Source organism: Azospirillum sp. OGB3 (assembly GCF_014192915.1).
In the GTDB taxonomy this organism is placed as follows: Bacteria; Pseudomonadota; Alphaproteobacteria; order Azospirillales; family Azospirillaceae; genus Azospirillum.
Map to the genome: position 1 here is coordinate 562,531 of NZ_JACHYN010000003.1, position 18,848 is coordinate 581,378.

Here is an 18,848-nt window from a genome sequence, read left to right on the forward strand (position 1 = left end):
CCTCACAGCCTGAGGAAGGAGAACAGGACGGAGAACACCGCGTCCAGGACGATCACCAGGAAGATGGACTCCACCACCGACTTGGTGGTCAGCGTGCCCACGCTCTCGGCGCTGCCGGAGACCTTCAGCCCCTCGTAACAGCCGACCATGGCGATCACCAGCGCGAAGACCGGGGCCTTCACCAGTCCAACCAGGAAATGCGGCAGCGTGACGGCGCCGTGAAGCTGGCGGATGAACTGCCCGAAGGTGATGTCCAGCGTCGCGTAGCTCATCACCGCACCGCCGAACAGCCCCATGATGTCGGCGTAGAAGGCCAGCAGCGGCAGGGTGATCATCAGGGCCAGCGCGCGCGGCACCACCAGAAGCTCCACCACGTCCAGCCCCAGCGTGCTGATGGCGTCCACCTCCTGGTTCACCTTCATGGTGCCGATCTGCGCGGTGAAGGCGGAGCCGGAGCGCCCGGCCACGATGATGGCGGTCATCAGGATGCCGATTTCGCGCAGGATCGACACGCCCAGCAGGTTGACCACGAACAGCTCCGCCCCGAAGCGGCGGAGCTGGTCCGCCCCCTGGAAGGCCAGCACCACGCCGATCAGGAAGGACAGCAGCCCGAGGATCGGCAGGGCGTTCAGCCCGGTCTGCTCGATGTGGAACATCACCGAGCGGAAGCGCAGCCGCCGCGGGTTGACGATCAGCCGCCCGAAGGTGATGGCGATGAGGCCAAGGAAGGACAGCAGGTCCCGCCCCTCGCGCAGCCCGTCGACGGCGGTGCGACCGGTGCGCTCCAGCATGTCGAGGATGGGGCGGTGCGTCTGGGCCCGCTCGACCGGCGGGGGGCCGACCTCGCGCACGGCGTCGAACAGGGCGGCGTGCTCCGGGCGGATGGCGGACAGGTCGACGCCGTGGCCCGCCGCCGTCAGCCGGGCGGACAGCGCGGACAGCAGATAGGCCCCCACCGTGTCCATGGCATCCAGCCGCGACAGGTCGAGGCTCACCGTCCCGCCGCCGTCCAGCGCGAAGCCGTCGAGCGTGCCCGACAGGGACCCGGCGGCCTGCAGATCCCAACGGCCGAGAGCCGTCAGCCGCCACTCACCGTCGCCGGCGCGCGACGATTCCAACCACGCCCTTTCGCGCGCCATGCCCCGTCCTGCCCTTCCCTTCCGGTGCCGCCACGCGGCGCTGCTCATGCTTGTGGAGAGGAACTTGGCCGCAAGCCCCCCCGATGGTCAACCTCAAGCCGGGGAAAAACAGCCGCACAGCGGTGGTTTGCACGCGGACCGCCGCCCCGATAGTATGGCGCCGCCGTTGCACAGGAACCTTTTCACCATGCCGAACCCCATCGACCTGAAGAACCACATCCGCGGCATCGCCGACTTCCCCAAGCCCGGCATCCTCTTCTACGACATCTCCCCGCTGCTGGCCCACGCCGAGGCGTGGAAGGAAGCGGTGGACCAGCTGGCCGAGGCGCTGCGCCCGCGCAAGCCGGAGCTGCTGGTGGGCATCGAGTCCCGCGGCTTCCTGATCGCCGCCCCGCTGGCCCTGGCGCTCGGCACCGGCTTCATCATGGTGCGCAAGCACGGCAAGCTGCCCGGCGACAAGGTCGCCCATTCCTACGACCTGGAATACGGCACCGACACCATCGAGGTTCAGGCCGACGCCGTGAAGCCGGGCCAGCGCGTGGTCGTGCTGGACGACCTGCTGGCGACCGGCGGCACCATGGCCGCGGCGATCAGCCTGCTGCGCCGCGTCGGCGCCGACGTCCGCGCCGCCGCCTTCCTGGTCGAGCTGACCTTCCTCAACGGCCGCGACAAGCTGGACGTCCCCAGCGTCTCGCTGATGAGCTACGATTCGTAAAAGCGCCTTCCCGAGAGGCGTCTGCCCATCCTTTAAGCACCCTCTCCCGCCCCGGGAGAGGGTGGCGCCGAAGGCGCCGGGTGAGGGTCGCCCGAGGATCAAGGCACTGATTCTCGGCGGCATCCTCACCCTTCCTGCGCGTTGCGCGGGCCCCTTCCCTCTCCCGGGGCGGGAGAGGGAGCATCGCGGCGGGGTTCGCCGCTCATGGCACAGCGCTTGCGAGAGTGGCCGGTCACAGTTGCTCGGCAGGGCGCCCCATGACCCATATGGCCCCGGTGATTCTCGAACAGCCGCCCCTTCTGGCCGTCCGGCCACCCGAAACCGTCTCCATGCGGACACGCGAGGGCTTGCGGCTGGACGCCGACCTCTACCGTCCCGACGGGGTCGGCCCCTGGCCGGTCCTGCTGCTGCGTCTGGCCTGCGGGCGGCGCACCGCGATGACCAGCCATTACGCGCACCCGCGCTGGTACGCCGCCCGCGGTTATGTCGTCGTGGTGCAGGACGTGCGCGGGCGCGGCACGTCGGAGGGCCGTTTCCGCCCCTTCGAGGCGGAGCGTGAGGACGGTGCCGACGCGGTGGCCTGGGCGGCCTCCCTGCCCGGCTCCAACGGCACCGTCGGCATGTACGGCAGCGGCTACGCGGGAATGGCGCAACTCCTGGCCCTGGCCGAGCGGCCCGCCGCGTTGCGCGCGGTGGTTCCGGCGCTGGCCGGCTGGGACGTCTTCACCGACTGGGCGACGGAGGGCGGGGCCTTCCGGCTGGCCGACGCGATGGGATGGGCGCTGCATTGCGCGGCGGAATCCGCCCGGCGGCTGGAGGATGGCGCGGCCTACCGCGCGCTCCTGGAGGCGATCCGCAGCCTGCCGCTGGACGACGAGATCCCGTCCCGCCCAAGGGTGCTGCGGGATTACGCGCGGCACTGCCATCACGACGATTGGCTGACCACGCCCGGGCCGGGTGGCGGCTGGGACGACCTGTCGCCGCGCCAAGCCCTTTCCGGCGGCGGGATAGGGGATGTGTCGGTCCTTCAGATCGGCGGTTGGTACGACCCGCGCCTGACCGGCACGCTGGCGGCGCACGAGGCCCTGTCCACCGGCAGCGATGGCTCTGTCCGCCTACTGGTCGGCCCCTGGGATCGCCATGGGGTGACGACCCATGCCGGACTCGACGAATCCTGCGGCGACGGCCGGGCGCCGTCCGACGTGCCATCCTTCGATGCGCTGCAACTCGGCTGGTTCGAGCGTTTCCTGAAGGGAGAGATGAACGGCGCCGACCGCGGCGGGCCGATCCGCCTGTTCGACGTTCTGGAACGCCGCTGGCGCGACCTGCCGGCCCTGCCGCCCGCCGCGCACCCGCTGCATCTGTCCAGCGACGGCCTCGCCACGCGGCGCGGCGGTGCCCTGCGCGACGATGCCCCGGGGGAAGCGTTTCTCGATGTGCTGGTCCACGATCCACGTGATCCGGTGCCCACCGTGGGCGGCCACGCCGTGCCCGACGCCGGTCCGCGCAACCGCGCCGCCGTCGACGCCCGCCCCGACGTGGCGGTCTACGACACCGCCCCGCTCACCGCGCCGCTGACGCTGTCCGGTCAGGCCGAACTGGAAATCTGGGTGGAGGCCGACGCCCCGTCCTTCGACGTCAGCGCCGTCCTGTCCGCCGTGCTGCCCGACGGGCGCGTCCTGCCGCTCAGCCAGGGTCACGCGCGGGTCGAACCGGGCGGCGAGCAGCGCCCCATGCCGGTGGCCCTGCGCGCGCTCTGCGCGACCCTGCCCGCCGGAAGCGCGCTGCGCCTCAGCCTCGCCGGGTCCTGCTTCCCGGCCTATCCCGTCAATCCAGGGACGGGGGCGGAGCCGGGCGAGACACGGCTGGTGGATGCGCAGCCGATCACCCTGCTGATCCACGGCGGCGGCGCCCGCCCGTCGCGCCTGCTGCTGCCGGCCCGGGCCTGACCGTCGGAACCCGTCAGGGGCGCCGGCCAAAGCCCTCCTCGCGGGCGTCGCCGAAGACACCCTCGTCCTCATCGTCCGCCTCGAAATCGCGGAGCGCGCGGGCGGCGCTGCGCAGGCACAGGTTCAGGCTGCGGTCGAGCAGGCGCATCATCAGGTCGCGGAACGGCGTCTTGTCGCCCAGCGACCAGGCCCGCTCCACCATCGCGCCATACATCTCGCGATCCTCGTCGGTCACCACCACCGGCGGGAAGCCCGCACGGTTCAGGATCAGGTTGCACAGCAGAAGCGCGGTTGCGGCGTTGCCCTGGAAGAAGGGACGGACGCTCATCAGCCGGTGATGCGCTTCGAAGGCGGCCTCCGGCCCAGCCTCCGTCCGGCGCAGCCAGCCCGACAGCGCCGACATCGACACCCGCACCTTCGCCGGATCGGGGGAAGCCCCGGCGTCGTCCTTGAGCGCACCGTCCCGGTAGCGTCCGGCGTTCGTGTCGATCCCCTGGTACAGCACGCCATGGAAGGCCGCGATGGTGCGCTCCGTCACCACCCCACCGCCCTGGAAGGACAGGCGGGCCATCAGTTCCAGCGCCGCGCGATGGTTGAGCACGAGGCGCTGCGGCTCGGCCGGGCGGCTGCGCAGCACGGAACCGCGGTCCAGCACCATGCGGATGTCGTCCGGTGACAGCTCCACCCCCTCCACGAGGAGGCAGGCGGTGGTCAGGCCGCGCTCGAAGCGGTCGGCCAGATCGCGGACCACCGTCGGCGGCATCGGCCGGGCGTCGTCCAGAACCCGCTTCTTCTCCAGAATATCGTCCAGCAGCGCCATCGTCCCGAACTCCGCAGATCCCTGGCATTTTCATAATGCCTGGACGGCGCGCGGGGAAGCACATCCTTTGCCGCCCCACAAGGTCAACAGGCTGCGGCGCAACCTCCAGCCTGCGGTTTTTTGCCGCTTGTGCGGCCGCGGTTGCCGGTTTTAACATCGCAATACAAGATTTCCGCTGCCCTATACTCGCCTGACCCGGCCCTCTGGAAGGATTGATCCGATGCAACATGTTGCCTGGGATAAATCGATGAGCGTCGGCGTCGACATTCTCGACGACGACCACCGAAAATTGCTCGACATGTTCAACCATCTATTGAAGGCCGGCATCGCGGAGAAGGACCGCGCCAGCCTGTCCGGGCTGCTGGGGGGCTTGCAGGAATACACGACCGTGCATTTCAAGCGTGAGGAGGCGCTGATGGAGCAGCAGGGCTATCCCGGCCTCGACGCCCACCGGGCCGCGCACCGCTATTTCATCGACGAGGTGCACAAGCTGACCTTGGACGATGACGACAGCAACGAGATGATGCTGCGCATCGACCTGATCCTGCTCCTGAAGGAGTGGTTCATCGAGCACATCCAGTCGGTGGACAAGCAGTACAGCCCCTTCATGGCCGAAGACGCCGGCAGCACCGCCACCCATTGAGCGAACGCGCGGAAGCCCCCGCACCGGGTGGAGCGGGGGCGTTCCGGCAGCGCTGCGGCGTTTGCGTCACCGGCATCAGAAGGCCATCGTGCCGCCCGGTTCGCGAAGGCGCAGATTGTTCTGGATGTGACGGACGCCGGAGATGGCGTCGGCCAGATCCTCGGCGCGGCGCTTCGCCATGCGGTCGTCCACCGTGCCGTCCAGCGTGACCTCACCGCCCGACACGGACACGGCGATGTCGGTCGCGTCGAGATAGGGGTCCTCGGTCAGCCGATCGTTCAGGTCGTCCTGGATCCGCTCGTCCGAGCGGGTGTAGCCCCGTGGGCCGCGACCGCGGAACTGGGCGCGGCGCTCATCCTCCTGGCGGCGGCGCTCGGCGTCGTCGTTGCCGAACCAGGACGCCACCTCGTCGCCCGCCTGCTCCCAGAAATTGCGCTCCCGCGCCATGCCGATGGGTTCGTCGCGGTTGCGCTGATCCCGGATGCGGTCGTCGCGATGCCAGCCGCGTTCGGCGTGGCCCCAGTCGCTGCCCCAGCGACGACCGGGATCGCGCCCGCCGGAACCGCCGCTTTCGTAGTCACTCCGGGGATAACCGCCTGCGCCATAGGCGCTGCGCCCAAATTCGTTGCGATCGCGGACGTCGCGGCGGTCGTCCTCGTCCACGTTGCGGGCCTCGTCCTTCCACCGGTTCTCGTACTGAGACATCGTGCCAGACTCCCGTTCGCCGTTGCCCGCCGCCCGTCCGGACGGCCCTTTTGCAACAGGGCGGCGCCGGGCTGCGTTCCCATTTCGACGCATCGCCGGAGTTTTCGCACAGTCTGGCACGCGGATTGCTGCGCTGCACACAGTCATCCACGCAGCCTTGGCCCCGGTCCTCCCTTCGGACCGGGGCTTCTTTTTTTTCCCGGACGACGGATCAGGCCGCGCTGACCCAGCGGCGGATCGGGCTGCGCGACAGGGCGGAGTTGCTGTAGGCCGCCCGGTGCGTCACCTCCGCCCCCACCCAGTCGGGGAGCGGAACAAGTTGGTCGGCATGGGACAGTTCGACCTCGGCGATCACCAGACCGGCGTTCTCACCGCCAAAGACGTCGATTTCCCAACAAAGACCATGATGATGAACGAGGTAGCGGGTCTTCTCAATCAGGCCGCCGCGGCAACTGTGGCGCAGCAGGCCGAGGGCGAGATCAAGGGGAAGCGAATGTTCGGCCTCCTCGCGGCACAGGCCGCGGCGGGGGCCTTTGACGGTCAGCGTGGCGTCCGGCCCGGCCACCCGGACCCGGACGGTTCGGCCGTCGTCGGAAGGCAGATAGCCCTGGACGATGGACAGGCCGTCTCGGCACAGGGGGCGGATGTCCCTACGGACCAGAAACCGCCGTTCGATCTCAACCGCCATGATACCGGCCTTTCGGCATATCGGACACCGTCGAGGATAATCGCCCGCCGTGCTGCGGCGCAACCATGCCTCATACGCATGAAGTCCATTCCTGCGTTGCGGTATTACCATTTGAACACATCACCGAACAAGCACCCACGACGCACGTCCCGGCGCTCCGTGGTGGGAGCGGCCACCCGTTCTGGGGTAGCATGCCGCCATGGCACAAGACCTCGCACCCTGGCTGATTCTGTTCGCGCTCTACGGCGCGCCTCTCCTTCATGTGATGCTGTCACGGCGTGGCGGACCGTGGCGCCCGCCCCCCGGCACACGCTGCCCTTTCGGCCCGCGGGCCGGCTGGGTGGTGATGGTTCTGATCCTGGGACCGATCGGCTGGCTGATGTTCGTGATGCGGAACGGGCGCCGTTCCCGTCCCGGCCGCAGCCCCGGAGCGTGACGCCCAAGGGCCGGTGGCGGAACGGGAACGGCGCCCGCGCGTTGGGTCGCCCGGACGGGTTGCCCGTCAGATCCGGCCCATCAGCAGAAGCACGATCAGGACCAGCAACAGCACGCCGAGGATGCCGCTGGGGCCATAGCCCCAACCGCGGCTGTGCGGCCAAGCCGGAACCGCGCCGATTAGAACGAGAATCAAAATGATAAGCAGAATGGTTCCGATGCTCATGGCGTCCTCCCAAATGTGGAGCTTTCGCTGAGAAGAACGCGAGCTTGGCCGGCTGGTTCCAGCTTCACGCCTGTTCTTTGGCGCCCGCCCTCTCCATTCGGAGAAACGGCGCCCTACCCTTCCGGTCTTTCTGTAAATCCCGTTTCCATCGATTCACATCGGCGGTCCGGTACGGCGACGCGGGCGCTCCCACACCTTCGCCAGCAGCGCCAGCTTGCTCCGCCCCGGCAGCCGTTCGTCCGACAGCGCTTCCAGGAAGTCGGCCAGACGCTTGGAGCGCATCACGCTGAAGGCGATCAGACCGACCGTCGCCAGAAGAACGAACAGGAAGAACAAAACGCGCGCCGGCAGCGGATCGTCGGCCATGGCGAGCAAGTTCATGCCGAGGAAGCCGGTGACCAGCGTGCCGATGGTGCTGACCACCGTCACCACGGTCAGCCGCAGCACCGTGTTGGCCTGCCGCCGCAGCCCGTCGCTGTCCAAGTAGTCGCTCATGTCCTGAACCTCGTCCCGCACCTCGGCGTAGAGGCGGTCGGTGCCGAGATGCCCGGCCCACAGGCGGAACAGGTCGCGCAGCGGCCCCTGGATCGACAGCTCATGGAACCAGTAGCGGTGGGTGAAGCGCAGGAAGATCTCGAACACCTGTCGGATGTCGCGCTTGAACCGCTTGACCGACTCCACGGTGCCGATGTCGAGCTGGCTGACCGCCAGAACCAACCGATCGGACAGCATCACCAGCGCCGCCCGGTGGAAATGCACGACCAGCCCGAGCAGGAAATACTGGTGCCGGAACTGGCCGAGCAGCCCGGTTTCCGCGTCGGTGAAGAAGGCATCGGCCTCCGGCCCCACCATGACCAGTGAATGGCCGCAGCACAGGATGCGGCTGCGCGTCCAGGCGCCGGGTGCCCGCGGGTCCCAGTAGCGGTCGTAGCAGTAGCGCTGCTCGAACCCCTCCAGGAAGGCGGGGGCGAAGGGCATCACCGCGCTGGGTCCTGGCCCCGATCCCGGCACCGATCCCGGCCCGGGCGATGTGGCGAAGCCCAGCCGCACCCAGTCCGCCCGTTCCAGCCGTTCCGGCTCGTCCAGCGACAGATAGGCCATGGCCGGCATCCGCTGATATTCGAGCTGGCGGTAGCGCAGCAGCCCGGTCTCCTCCGAATGGTGGTGGACCAGGGGGCGCAGAAGGAACGACCAGTGGGCGGCGATGCGCGGCGCCCGGTGGCGGCACACGAAGGACAGATAGTCCGCCTTCCGCTCATAGTCGGAGACGGCAAGCACGGCACCATCGGCGCCAAGCCATTCGACGCGGTGCGGGCATTGCGCGGCGCTGCCGTCCGGCTCCCAGGCGGGCGGATAGGTGCGGCCCAGCCGGAACAGCGTGTCCTGCACGCGGTCCAGCGGCAGATCCTCGCCGAACAGCTCCACGACCAGGATCGCCACGTCGACGTCGTGGAAGAAATGCAGATCGACATGGGCAATGTTGAAGCGAAGCGGCGCCTGCCCCCGCCGCAGGATGACCGCCAGCGCCGCCGCGTCACGCCGCCGGAAGACGCGGATCGGAGACCCGCCATAACCGGGCCGGTGGTCGCGCGACTCCCCCTCGCCATAGAGGAAACGCTGCACATAGGGCAGGAAGGACACGAACTCGCTGTAATGGCGCTCGCTGAATTCGCCGGTGTCCTGGGTGAACTCGTCCGCCACCTCCTGCCAGGGGCAGGTCGGCCCGCCCAGCCACTCCCAATGGTTCTGGATCTGCGCGCCGTCCTTCAGCGGCATCAGCTGCACCGGCCACAGCAGGATTTGGCGAAACCGGCGCACGCGGATCGGGCTCTCGTCCATGGCGCCCCTCCCCCTTGTCCTTCTTTTCCCACATCCTAACAGAGTCCGATCCGGCGAGAACGCGGCACCGAAGGGGGATTGCCGGGCGTTCGCGCCATCCCGTCGCGCCGGACCATTAACCAGGACGAAAGCCCCGCCCTGATAGCGTCCCCCGTTCAGATCATGCGCCGGAGGAGAATTGATTTGCCGATGACGCGCCGGATCGGGCTGTTCCTGCTGGCGGCTGGGCTGGGAGCGGCCACTCCCGCCCTGGCCGTTGAAGTCCCCACCTCCGACACCGTCTGCGCCGGCGAGGGCGCCGGGCGGCGCTGCACCGTGTCCACCGTCCAACCCTTCCCCGACAACCGGGGCGGACTCGGCGAACTGAGCATCAGCGCGGTGCGCGACGCGGCCTGCACCTCCCTCTACATCGTGTTCGACGAGCCCATCGCGCTTGCCCGCCCCGTCACGCTGGCGGTGGACGGCGCCCCGCCGCAGCGGTTCTACACGCCGCGGCAGCTTTCCGACCTCGCCGACACCCTCGACAAGGGGCCGCAGACCGGCGCCGCGCCGGAGGTGGGTCCGCCCGAATTCACCCGCTTCCTGTCCCAGGTCGCCGCGGGCGCCATCACCGACGAGGTCGCCGGGACCGAGATGCTGAGGCGCTTCGCCGCAATCAAGGAACCGCGGCGCATCGGCCTGACCTGCGGCCCGATGGAGCGTCTGTTGCCGCTGATGCGCGCGGATCGCCCGCTGCGGCTGGAGTTCCAGAGGCAGGCCAACAGCGCAACCCAGCTCTATCACTGGCCGCGGCTCGACCGGCGGACCGTGGAATTCCGGCTCGGCGGCCTGTTGGAAGCGCTGGACCGCGCCATGCCCGGCTCCTGATGCCGCCATAGGGGTTAACCATTCCGGCCGCTTGACTGCACCCACTCTTTGCCGTCCGACTCGCCCCATGTGGATGATTGGGCGAACCCGGGCCGGGCAAGCGGGTGTGCGACTTGAGAGCGCGCGCCGTCATCCCCATCCTGTCAAGGCAGGCCCCACCCATCGAGGACGGAGGAGAGCGGAGCGTGTTCGGCTTTGCGCGCAAACTGTGGTCGGACCCGGAACCCGTCGCGAGCCATGTGCCGCGGGGCGTGCGCGTCTACGCGGTGGGCGACATCCACGGACGGCTGGATCTGCTGGACCAACTGCTGGCGCAGATCGACCGCGACGCGGCGAGCGGCGCCGACCTCGTCAAGTACCTGGTCTTTCTCGGCGACTATGTGGACCGCGGTCCGGACTCCGCGATGGTCATCGAACGGCTGTGCCGGGAGCCCCTGCCCGGCTTCGGCGCCATCCACCTGCGCGGCAACCACGAGGCCGCGATGATGGACTTCATCGAGAAGCCGGAGGCCGGGCCGGACTGGCTGGAGTATGGCGGGCGGGCGACTCTGGCCAGCTACGGCGTTCCGGCCCCCGTCGAGGACGCCCCGCCGGAGCATGTGGAGGAAGCCCGCCAGCGCTTCGCCGCCGCACTGCCGCCCCATCACCGGGCCTTCCTGGCCGGGCTGCGCTCCAGCGTCGCCATCGGCGACTATCTGTTCGTCCATGCCGGCATCCGCCCCGGCCTGCCGCTGCACCGCCAGCGCGACGAGGATCTGTTGTGGATCCGGCGGGAGTTCCTGACCTCCCACCTCGACCACGGCAAGCTCGTGGTGCACGGCCACACCATCGTCGAGCAGCCCGACGTCCGTTCCAACCGCATCGGCATCGACACCGGGGCCTACGCCTCCAACCGGCTGACCGCGCTGGTCCTGGAGGGCGGGGAGCGCCGCTTCCTCTGCACCATCTGACGCCTTACGGTGTGGCGGCCTGACGGCGCCAGTCCTTGAGGAAGTTGAGGAAGGCACGCAGCGACGCCGGGGGCTGGCGGCGCGACGGGTAGTAGAGGAAGGGGCCGGGGAAGCTCTGGCTCCAGTCCTCCAGCACGGCGACGAGACGGCCGGCGGCGATGTGTTCGCGCACATACTCGTCGAAGGTCATCAGGAACCCTAACCCGTCCAGCGCCGCCCGCAACTGGATGCCGGTGTGGCCGGCGTGGAAGGGTCCGCCGGGCTGGATGCGGACGATACGGCCGTCCTTCTCGAATTCCCAGGGCGGGTGGGCGCCGCTGGCGTAGACGGTGGAAACGCTCGGCTTGCCCAGCAGGTCCTCGGGCCGCTCCGGCACCCCGAAGCGGTCGAGCACGGATGGCGCTGCGCACAGCACGAAGCGCTGCGGCGGGCCGAGCGGCACCGCGATCATGTCCTGCGCCAGATGTTCCTCGTAGCGCACGCCCGCGTCGTAGCCCTGCGCCACGATGTCGATCAGGGCGATATCCACGGTGATTTCCAGCTCCACATCCGGAAAGCGGGTCAGGAAGGGCGTGACCATCGGGGCCAGCACGAGATCCACCGCCGGTGCCGGCGCGTTGATGCGCAGCCGCCCCGCCGGACGCCCCTGGCGCTCCCGCAGGTCCGACAGGGCGCCGGCCACCTCGCCCAGCGCCGGTTCCAGCCGGCGGAGAAGCTGCTCCCCGGCCTCGGTCGGGGCGACGCTGCGGGTCGTGCGGTTCAGCAGGCGGACTCCGAGATGCTCCTCCAGGTCCCGCATCCGCTGGCTGAGGCCGGAGACGGACACGCGCTGCTCCAGCGCCGCGCGGCGGAAGCTGCGGTGGCGGGCGACGGCGGCGAAGGCTTGCAGGTCGCGCAGGTCGGTGTCGTCCATTCCCTGGTTCCGATTATTCGATGTGGTGAACAGCCCGTTCGGCATTGTCCATCTTATCGGATCAATGGGGTCAGATCATCATCCAGGGCAAGGCGGCGCTGGTACGGCGCCGCGACGGACGGAGAGGATCAGGAACATGGAACAGCGCACGCTCGGGGCCGCCGGCCCCGTCAGCTCGGTCATCGGTCTCGGCTGCATGGGCATGTCGGATTTCTACGGCCCCGCCGACCAGGAGGAGAGCATCGCCACGATCCACGCGGCGCTCGACGCCGGGATCACCCTGCTCGACACCGGCGACTTCTACGGCATGGGGCACAACGAGCTGCTCATCCGTGACGCCCTGCGCGGGCGCGACCGCGACAGGCTGCTCACCAGCGTGAAGTTCGGCGCCCTGCGCGACCCACAGATGGGGTGGAACGGCTACGACGCCCGCCCGGTGGCGGTGAAGAACTTCCTGACCTACTCGCTGCGCCGGCTGGGGGTGGACCACATCGACATCTACCGCCCGGCGCGGCTCGACCCGAGCGTCCCCATCGAGGATACCGTTGGCGCCATGGCCGATCTGGTGAAGGCCGGCTACATCCGCCACATCGGCTTGTCGGAGGTCGGCCCGGACACCATCCGCCGCGCCGCCGCGGTGCACCCGATCAGCGATTTGCAGATCGAATATTCCCTGATTTCCCGCGGAATCGAGGAGGCCATCCTGCCGACCTGCCGGGAGCTTGGCACCGGCGTCACCGCCTACGGAGTGCTGTCGCGCGGCCTGATCAGCGGCCACTGGAGCAAGGACCGGGCGGGCCAGGATTTCCGCAGCCGCAGCCCGCGCTTCCAGGGCGAGAATCTGGACCGGAATCTGGCGCTGGTCGAGCGCCTGAGGGAGATCGCCCAGCGCATCGGCGGTTCGGTCGCCCAGGTCGCCATCGCCTGGGTGGCGGCGCAGGGCCGCGACATCGTCCCGCTGGTCGGCGCCCGCCGCCGCGACCGTCTGGCCGAGGCGCTGGGCGCCCTGGACCTTACCCTGTCGGCGGAGGATCTGGAACAGCTCGCCCAAGCCCTGCCGCCGGGTGCCGCGGCGGGCGAGCGCTACCCGGCGGCCCAGCTCGCCCACATGGACAGCGAGACGTACAGGCAGCGCTGAGTTTTGCCCCCACCCCGACCCTCCCCCGCTTTCGCGGGAGAGGGAGACCTGTCCCCTCCCCTGCGAAAGCTCTCGCGCAAACCAAAGATTTGCGCTGACGCGGCAGGCGGACCTTTGGTCCGCCGAGAGCGGAGGAGGGTTAGGGAGGGGGCACCATTGCTGGAGTTTACCCCTCGACCTGCACCACGCGCAGGTTGTTGGTGGTCCCCGCCTGCGCGAAGGGAATACCGGCCACCACGACCATCTGGTCGTTGGCCTTGGCGAAGCCCTGCTCCTTGGCGAAGCCCAGCGCCCGCTCGACCATCTCCTCGTAGGTGTGGATGTCGGCGGACAGGACGCTGTGCGCGCCCCAGAGCAGGGACAGGCGGCGCGACACCGCGGCGTGCGGCGTGATCGCCAGGATCGGCACCGCCGGACGCCGACGGGCGATGCGGGCGGCCGTGGTGCCGCTGGAGGTGTAGGCGACGATGGTCGATGCGTGGATCACCTCGGCCAGATCGGCGGCGGCGGCGGCCACCGCGTGCGGCGCCGTCTGCTCCTCGCCGGGGTCGGAGGCGTCGATGATCGAGCGGTAGAGCTTGTGCTGCTCGGTGCTGCGGATGATGCGGTCCATCATCTCCACCGCCTCCACCGGGAAGGCGCCGCTGGCCGATTCCGCCGACAGCATCACCGCGTCGGCGCCGTCGTAGATGGCGGTCGCCACGTCCGACGCCTCGGCCCGCGTCGGGGTCGGGGCGTTGACCATGGAATCGAGCATCTGCGTCGCCACGATCACCGGCTTCACGGCGAGGCGGCAGGCCCGCACCAGCTCCTTCTGGCGGCCCGGCACCTCCTCGTGCGGGATCTCGACACCCAGGTCGCCGCGGGCGACCATGACGGAATCCGAGAGGCGGATGATGTCGTCGATGCGGTCGAGCGCCGCCGGCTTCTCGATCTTCGACATCAGCCCGGCGCGGTCGCCAATCAGCCCGCGGGCCTCCAGCAGGTCCGCCGGCTTCTGCACGAAGGACATCGCCACCCAGTCGACGCCCAGTTCCAGCCCGAAGGCGAGGTCGACGCGGTCCTTGGCGGTCAGGGGCGACAGCTCCAGCACCGTGTCGGGCAGGTTGACGCCCTTGCGGTTGGAGATGGTCCCGCCGATCACCACCTTGGCGTCGATGTAGTCGTCGCCAAGCCCGGTCACGGCGACGCGGACGCGCCCGTCGTCGATCAGAAGATTGTGGCCCGGCATCACCGCCGCGAAGATTTCCGGATGGGGAAGCGGGATCGCGGTCTTGTCGCCGTCGGCGCCGGACAGGACGAAGCGGATCGATTCGCCGGCGGCGACGGTGATCTTGCCGTCACGGATGGTGCCGACGCGGATCTTCGGGCCCTGCAGGTCCTGAAGGATGCCGATGGGACGGCCCATCTCGGCCTCCAGCGCGCGGATGGCGGCGTGGACCTTGGCGTGATCCTCGTGCGTCCCATGGCTGAAATTCAGGCGGAAGGTATCGACGCCGGCCAGGAACAGCCGCTTCAGCATCTCAGGCGTGTTGCTGGCGGGACCGACCGTGGCAACGATCTTCGCGCGGCGGTGACGACGCATATAGTTTCGGCCTCTTTGGGCCGCCTCCTTGGTGGAGTGTCGAACGGCGGGCATGCCGGGTGGAAAGCGGGCGGTCATAGGACCGTCCGGCTGCCGTTCACATTGGTGGATGACCGCCCGCTGACAACCACCAGGGCCGCAATAAAGCCCCGGCTGTGGCACAGCCGCCGCCTGCGGAGCAGTTCCCACGTCCGTTCGTACACCCAGTCATCACCGATCCGTCACCAGGGGGGGGCATGCAATGCCGCGTTAGCTCGTTTTGGTTGACAATTATTAGTACAATAGAATCTTTGCGCGAATCGCCAATCCGCCCGCAAGACATCGCTTCGACCGGGCGACCAGCGACGGGTTAGCGAAATCCTGCACGGTGTCCGGCACCCGTAGGGCACCACCGGCGCCCCCCGCAGCCGCCGTCCCGGTGACCGTCGACGAGGCAACGTTGGTCAGCGTGTGGGCCGCCGAGCCGCTGTTGGTGCCCGCCGTCAGCGCAAGACCCGTCGGGGCGGCGGACTTGCTTTTGCCCATGCCCCGTCAGGAATATGTCTACGCGGTGAGGCCTTCCCTGGCGCTTCGGCGAACGAGCGTCCGCGCGGCGTTCGCGCATTGGCTGCGCAGTTCGGGCACCGCGGTCATCTCCCAGAACGGCGCGCGGCTGACCGGGCCGAGCGCGAAAAGGCGATCGGACTCCGCCCCGCCCTCGCCGATCAGCGCACCCTCTTCCGTCACGTCGAGGCCGAGGCGCAGCGGGTCGGGACGAGCCAGACCCTGCTGGAGCAAGGCGCGCATCAACGGATGGCGGATGCGCCCAAAATCACACTCGGTGCCCGTCGCGTTGACGATGGCGCCCACCGTTCGCGTCCACAGCGCGTCCTCAACGCCCCGCGCACGGACCGTCGCCTCCACCCCGTCCGACGTGGGAGTCAGAGCCTGAAGGCGTCCGGCACGGATGGTCAGCTGCCCGCTCTCGCGCAGGGACTCGATGCGCGCGGCCACCTCCGGCGCCATGCGGTGGCGGTGCACCTCCCAATAGGGCCGGGCGTGGCGAAGGAAACGCTGCCGCTCCTCCAACGGCAGATGCTTCCAGATCAGCGGGTGGAAGGGCCGCAGGGAATCGAAGGCGGCGCGCCAGTCCAGCCCCTCCTCCCGCGCGCGGCGGACGTCGGCCTTCAGGGCGATCAGCACGTCGAGCACCGTGCCGGGCATCGTCTGGGGATGGACGAAGCTCTTGAAGGGGCGCGTCTCCAGATGGGTGGTGGGCAGCAGCCCGCGGCGCGACAGCGCCAGGATCGGGCCGCGATGGCCCTGGTTCTCCAGGGACAGCACCACATCGACCATCGTCAGCCCAGTGCCGAGGATCAGCACCGGGGCGTCCGGATCGATGGCGGCGACGGCCTCTCGGTTCCAGGGATCGCCGATGAAGCGCTCCGACGCGAAGACCTCGGGCGCCGCGACGCGCGGCGGCGAGGGCGGAAAATGTCCGACGCAGAGCACCGCCCGATCCACCGCGAGGCTCGTCCCGTCGGCGAGGCGCAACCGGACTCCGCCTTCCACCGCCGCATCGACCACCTCCGCCCGCACCGTGTCGAGCGTCACATGGGACGGAGCCTCCGCCAGGGCCTCGCGCAGCACGTCCTGGATGTATGCGCCGTAAAGCCGGCGCGACACGAAGGCGTGGCCGCTGGGCGGCACGTCGCCGCCGAGGTCCTTCGCCCACAGCCAGCGCAGGAAATGGCGCGGGTCGTCGGGATAGGCGCTCATGTTGTAGGCGCGCACGTTCAGCAGATGCGCCGCGCTGTCGGTGGAATAGGCCAACCCGGTGCCCAGCGTGCCGGCGCGTTCGATCAGATGGATGCGCGTCGGCTCCTCCGCCTTGCGCAGAAGGTGGGCCGCCAGGATACTGCCGGTGAATCCGGCGCCGACGATGGCGATGCTGTGCGCGGTGTCTTGGGACGGCATGCTCGTCGTTCCTCTCCCTGTGTCCAGCACCCCGCGGGGCGCCCCCGAATTGACATCATTAGAGCACCACGAATCCCTATTTAACAAGTTGGCTTTTACCGTATCGCATGTGCTTTCATGTTCCACGCACAAAAATAAACTTGGAAATCCTGTTATTAATCCCGACCACCAGGAACCGGACCGCGGAATGACCATGGGCAAGCGTGCACCCTTCGTCGTCGGAATCACCGACCATATGATCCCCCCGCCGGACTTGGAGGCGGCGGTGCTGGACGGCTGTGCCGAGGTGGATTTCCTCGACACCCGCCGCGAAGAGGATCTGGACCCGGAGCGTCTGGCCCGGCTGGACGCGCTGCTGGTGTGGAGCACCCGCATCGGCCCGGCGACGGTGGCGAAGCTGCCGCGCTGCCGCGTGGTCGTGCGGTTCGGCGTCGGCTATGACAAGGTCGACGTCGCGGCGCTGGAGGCCGCCGGGATTCCCTTCTGCAACAACCCGGACTACGGGACCGAGGAGGTGGCCGACCACGCCGTCTCCCTGCTGCTCTCCCTGCAGCGCCGCCTGTGGGAGCATGACTCCCGCGCCCGCGGCTACAGCACGACGTGGCAGACCAACACGCTGACGCCGCTGCGGCGGTCGAGCGCGGCGACGGTCGGCGTCGTCGGGGTGGGGCGGATCGGCACGGCGGTGGTCAACCGGCTGAAGCCCTTCGGCTATCGCATCCTCGGCTACGATCCGCAGCAGCCCGCCGGGCACGAGAAGGCGGTCGGCTACCGCCGCGTCCGCCGGCTCGACGAGTTGCTGGCTGAATCCGACATCGTGACCTTCCATTGCCCGCTGACGCCGGAGACCCGCGGCCTGATCGACGCGGAGTTCCTGGCGAAGCTGAAGCCCGGCGCCCTGCTGGTGAACACGGCGCGCGGCGAGATGTTCGCTGGCCTCGACCCGCTGGAGGCGGCGCTGCGCAGCGGCCAGGTCGCCGCGGTGGGGACCGACGTTCTGCCGACCGAACCGCCCGCCCCGCACCCGCTGCTCGACGCGTGGCGCAAGCGTGAATCCTGGCTGGAGGGCCGCCTCGTGGTCACGCCGCACAACGCCTTCCATTCCGACGAGGCAGCGATCGAAATGCGCCGCAACGCCGCCGAGACCGCCCGCCTGTTCCTGGAGGACGGGGTTCTGCGCAACCGCATCCTGCCCTGACTCCACCCGGTCAGGTCCCCAGGATGACCGGAACGTCGAGGCCGAGCGCGCCTCCGATGTCATGCAGGGCGTGCACGGTGTCGGGGTCGAGCGTGATGCCGCGCTCCGCGGCCAACGCCCGGCTCCGCCGCTCCGGCCCGCCGGGCACCAGCACGCCGTCACCGCCGGGCACCGGCGGGGTGTCCTGGATGTGGTCCAGCACCGAGTCGGCCAACGCCTGCCAGCCGCCGTTCCTCGCATCGGACACCCGCGCCGGATCGATCAGGAACGCCAGCGCGTTGTTCACCACCCGCCCCGGACGCAGGTTCTCCGGAAGGGCCGGCAGCCCGCCGGCCAAGGCCCCGGCGAGGATCTCGCAGGCGAGCGCCAGCCCGTAACCCTTATGCCCGCCAAAGGGCAGGATGGCGCCGGTCGGATCGCGGAACATCACGCCGGGGTCGCGCGTCGGCGCGCCCCGTTCGTCGATCAGCAGGCCGTCGGCGACCTCCTTCCCGGAGGAAGCGGCGACGCGGCACTTGTTGGCCGCCACCGCGCTGGTCGCAAAATCCAGCAGGAAGGGCGGATGGCCCGGCGTGGCGGGCACGGCGATGCAGATCGGGTTGGTTCCCAGCCGCGGCCGCCCGCCGCCATGCGGTGCCGCCAGCGGCCGGCTGACCACGTTGACGAAGAAGACGCCGATCAACCCGGCCGCGATGCACTGCTCGCCGTAGGAGCCGACCCGCCCGATGTGGTGGGCGTTGCGCAAGGCGAGCACGCAGGCCCCGCCCGCCTTGGCCCGCGCGATGGCGAGGTCCGTCGCCTCCCGCGCGATCACCTGCCCATAGCCGACATCGCCTTCGACCACCAGGAACGGCGCCTCGTCGCGAACGACGCGGGCGTGGCGGTTGGGTTGCAGGTGGCCCAGCTCCAGGCTCCTGGCATAGACGGCGATCTGGCACACGCCGTGACTGGCGTGGCCGGTGGCGTCGGAGTCCACGAGGTTGGCGGCGACGATGGCCGCTTCCTCCGGGCTGCTGCCGGAGCGTTGCAGGATGGCGTCCACAAGGGCCACCAGACGGTCCGCCGCGTAAGGACCACTCATC

The 18,848-nt window shown here is 69.4% G+C and carries 18 protein-coding genes; 8 read left to right on the top strand and 10 right to left on the bottom strand.

Annotation, left to right across the window (positions count from 1 at the left end; all coding sequences use genetic code 11):
* Positions 1–2: 2 nt before the first annotated feature.
* Positions 3–1,139, bottom strand: coding sequence for an MlaE family lipid ABC transporter permease subunit (locus FHW79_RS10075; RefSeq protein ID WP_247884256.1), 1,137 nt, complete (start codon positions 1,137–1,139; stop codon positions 3–5).
* Between the two features lie 199 nt (positions 1,140–1,338).
* Here FHW79_RS10075 and FHW79_RS10080 point away from each other — a divergent pair, with 199 nt between their 5' ends.
* Both FHW79_RS10080 and FHW79_RS10085 read left to right on the top strand, forming a co-directional pair.
* Entirely contained in the window at positions 1,339–1,854 is a 516-nt protein-coding gene (locus tag FHW79_RS10080) for an adenine phosphoribosyltransferase (protein WP_183178847.1), read from the top strand.
* A gap of 257 nt (positions 1,855–2,111) precedes the next feature.
* Positions 2,112–3,803, top strand: coding sequence for a CocE/NonD family hydrolase (locus FHW79_RS10085; protein WP_183178774.1), 1,692 nt, complete (start codon positions 2,112–2,114; stop codon positions 3,801–3,803).
* A 13-nt stretch (positions 3,804–3,816) separates the two neighbouring features.
* On the opposite strand, the gene FHW79_RS10090 is transcribed toward FHW79_RS10085, so the two are convergent.
* On the bottom strand, positions 3,817–4,623 hold the full coding sequence (locus tag FHW79_RS10090; protein ID WP_183178775.1) for a Fic family protein: 807 nt from the start codon (positions 4,621–4,623) through the stop codon (positions 3,817–3,819).
* 220 nt (positions 4,624–4,843) lie between these two features.
* On the opposite strand from FHW79_RS10090, the gene FHW79_RS10095 reads away from it, so the two are divergent.
* Positions 4,844–5,266: a bacteriohemerythrin gene (locus tag FHW79_RS10095; protein WP_183178776.1), complete on the top strand. Its 423-nt coding sequence runs from the start codon at positions 4,844–4,846 to the stop codon at positions 5,264–5,266.
* 75 nt (positions 5,267–5,341) lie between these two features.
* Here the strand turns inward: FHW79_RS10095 and FHW79_RS10100 are convergent, their stop codons facing one another.
* Both FHW79_RS10100 and FHW79_RS10105 read right to left on the bottom strand, forming a co-directional pair.
* Positions 5,342–5,971 (bottom strand): BON domain-containing protein, encoded by a 630-nt coding sequence (locus FHW79_RS10100; protein WP_183178777.1) that lies wholly within the window; start codon positions 5,969–5,971, stop codon positions 5,342–5,344.
* A 211-nt stretch (positions 5,972–6,182) separates the two neighbouring features.
* The gene (locus tag FHW79_RS10105) at positions 6,183–6,659 is read right to left on the bottom strand and encodes a CYTH domain-containing protein (protein WP_183178778.1); all 477 of its coding nucleotides are present in this window, start codon (positions 6,657–6,659) and stop codon (positions 6,183–6,185) included.
* 199 nt (positions 6,660–6,858) lie between these two features.
* On the opposite strand from FHW79_RS10105, the gene FHW79_RS10110 reads away from it, so the two are divergent.
* A complete protein-coding gene (locus tag FHW79_RS10110; RefSeq protein WP_109071676.1) occupies positions 6,859–7,095 on the top strand; it encodes a hypothetical protein in 237 nt (78 codons plus the stop codon).
* A 66-nt stretch (positions 7,096–7,161) separates the two neighbouring features.
* Here the strand turns inward: FHW79_RS10110 and FHW79_RS10115 are convergent, their stop codons facing one another.
* Positions 7,162–7,314, bottom strand: a complete 153-nt coding sequence (locus FHW79_RS10115) for a DUF3309 family protein (RefSeq protein WP_205215827.1) — start codon at positions 7,312–7,314, stop codon at positions 7,162–7,164.
* Positions 7,315–7,473: 159 nt separating this feature from the next.
* On the bottom strand, positions 7,474–9,159 hold the full coding sequence (locus tag FHW79_RS10120) for a CorA family divalent cation transporter (protein ID WP_183178779.1): 1,686 nt from the start codon (positions 9,157–9,159) through the stop codon (positions 7,474–7,476).
* A gap of 189 nt (positions 9,160–9,348) precedes the next feature.
* Here FHW79_RS10120 and FHW79_RS10125 point away from each other — a divergent pair, with 189 nt between their 5' ends.
* Both FHW79_RS10125 and FHW79_RS10130 read left to right on the top strand, forming a co-directional pair.
* On the top strand, positions 9,349–10,026 hold the full coding sequence (locus FHW79_RS10125; RefSeq protein WP_183178780.1) for a hypothetical protein: 678 nt from the start codon (positions 9,349–9,351) through the stop codon (positions 10,024–10,026).
* A gap of 185 nt (positions 10,027–10,211) precedes the next feature.
* Positions 10,212–10,976, top strand: a complete 765-nt coding sequence (locus tag FHW79_RS10130) for a metallophosphoesterase family protein (RefSeq protein WP_183178781.1) — start codon at positions 10,212–10,214, stop codon at positions 10,974–10,976.
* A 4-nt stretch (positions 10,977–10,980) separates the two neighbouring features.
* On the opposite strand, the gene FHW79_RS10135 is transcribed toward FHW79_RS10130, so the two are convergent.
* Positions 10,981–11,889 (bottom strand): LysR family transcriptional regulator, encoded by a 909-nt coding sequence (locus FHW79_RS10135; RefSeq protein WP_183178782.1) that lies wholly within the window; start codon positions 11,887–11,889, stop codon positions 10,981–10,983.
* 136 nt (positions 11,890–12,025) lie between these two features.
* Between FHW79_RS10135 and FHW79_RS10140 the strand changes: the two genes are divergently transcribed.
* Entirely contained in the window at positions 12,026–13,027 is a 1,002-nt protein-coding gene (locus tag FHW79_RS10140) for an aldo/keto reductase (RefSeq protein ID WP_183178783.1), read from the top strand.
* A gap of 166 nt (positions 13,028–13,193) precedes the next feature.
* On the opposite strand, the gene pyk is transcribed toward FHW79_RS10140, so the two are convergent.
* Entirely contained in the window at positions 13,194–14,612 is a 1,419-nt protein-coding gene (gene pyk, locus FHW79_RS10145; RefSeq protein WP_183178784.1) for a pyruvate kinase, read from the bottom strand.
* A 543-nt stretch (positions 14,613–15,155) separates the two neighbouring features.
* On the bottom strand, positions 15,156–16,568 hold the full coding sequence (locus FHW79_RS10150) for an FAD/NAD(P)-binding protein (RefSeq protein WP_183178785.1): 1,413 nt from the start codon (positions 16,566–16,568) through the stop codon (positions 15,156–15,158).
* 193 nt (positions 16,569–16,761) lie between these two features.
* On the opposite strand from FHW79_RS10150, the gene FHW79_RS10155 reads away from it, so the two are divergent.
* Positions 16,762–17,766, top strand: coding sequence for a C-terminal binding protein (locus tag FHW79_RS10155; RefSeq protein WP_183178786.1), 1,005 nt, complete (start codon positions 16,762–16,764; stop codon positions 17,764–17,766).
* Between the two features lie 10 nt (positions 17,767–17,776).
* Here FHW79_RS10155 and FHW79_RS10160 read toward each other — a convergent pair whose 3' ends face one another.
* On the bottom strand, positions 17,777–18,847 hold the full coding sequence (locus tag FHW79_RS10160; protein WP_183178787.1) for a malate/lactate/ureidoglycolate dehydrogenase: 1,071 nt from the start codon (positions 18,845–18,847) through the stop codon (positions 17,777–17,779).
* Between the last annotated feature and the right edge of the window lies 1 nt (position 18,848).

What these genes read in the sequence shown, in the direction of transcription:
- FHW79_RS10075 (WP_247884256.1), bottom strand. Translation starts at nt 1,139, where the DNA reads ATGGCGCGCGAAAGGGCGTGGTTGGAATCGTCGCGCGCCGGCGACGGT.
- FHW79_RS10085 (WP_183178774.1), top strand. Translation starts at nt 2,112, where the DNA reads ATGACCCATATGGCCCCGGTGATTCTCGAACAGCCGCCCCTTCTGGCC.
- FHW79_RS10090 (WP_183178775.1), bottom strand. Translation starts at nt 4,623, where the DNA reads ATGGCGCTGCTGGACGATATTCTGGAGAAGAAGCGGGTTCTGGACGAC.
- FHW79_RS10095 (WP_183178776.1), top strand. Translation starts at nt 4,844, where the DNA reads ATGCAACATGTTGCCTGGGATAAATCGATGAGCGTCGGCGTCGACATT.
- FHW79_RS10100 (WP_183178777.1), bottom strand. Translation starts at nt 5,971, where the DNA reads ATGTCTCAGTACGAGAACCGGTGGAAGGACGAGGCCCGCAACGTGGAC.
- FHW79_RS10105 (WP_183178778.1), bottom strand. Translation starts at nt 6,659, where the DNA reads ATGGCGGTTGAGATCGAACGGCGGTTTCTGGTCCGTAGGGACATCCGC.
- FHW79_RS10110 (WP_109071676.1), top strand. Translation starts at nt 6,859, where the DNA reads ATGGCACAAGACCTCGCACCCTGGCTGATTCTGTTCGCGCTCTACGGC.
- FHW79_RS10120 (WP_183178779.1), bottom strand. Translation starts at nt 9,159, where the DNA reads ATGGACGAGAGCCCGATCCGCGTGCGCCGGTTTCGCCAAATCCTGCTG.
- FHW79_RS10125 (WP_183178780.1), top strand. Translation starts at nt 9,349, where the DNA reads ATGACGCGCCGGATCGGGCTGTTCCTGCTGGCGGCTGGGCTGGGAGCG.
- FHW79_RS10135 (WP_183178782.1), bottom strand. Translation starts at nt 11,889, where the DNA reads ATGGACGACACCGACCTGCGCGACCTGCAAGCCTTCGCCGCCGTCGCC.
- FHW79_RS10140 (WP_183178783.1), top strand. Translation starts at nt 12,026, where the DNA reads ATGGAACAGCGCACGCTCGGGGCCGCCGGCCCCGTCAGCTCGGTCATC.
- pyk (WP_183178784.1), bottom strand. Translation starts at nt 14,612, where the DNA reads ATGCGTCGTCACCGCCGCGCGAAGATCGTTGCCACGGTCGGTCCCGCC.
- FHW79_RS10150 (WP_183178785.1), bottom strand. Translation starts at nt 16,568, where the DNA reads ATGCCGTCCCAAGACACCGCGCACAGCATCGCCATCGTCGGCGCCGGA.
- FHW79_RS10155 (WP_183178786.1), top strand. Translation starts at nt 16,762, where the DNA reads ATGGGCAAGCGTGCACCCTTCGTCGTCGGAATCACCGACCATATGATC.
- FHW79_RS10160 (WP_183178787.1), bottom strand. Translation starts at nt 18,847, where the DNA reads ATGAGTGGTCCTTACGCGGCGGACCGTCTGGTGGCCCTTGTGGACGCC.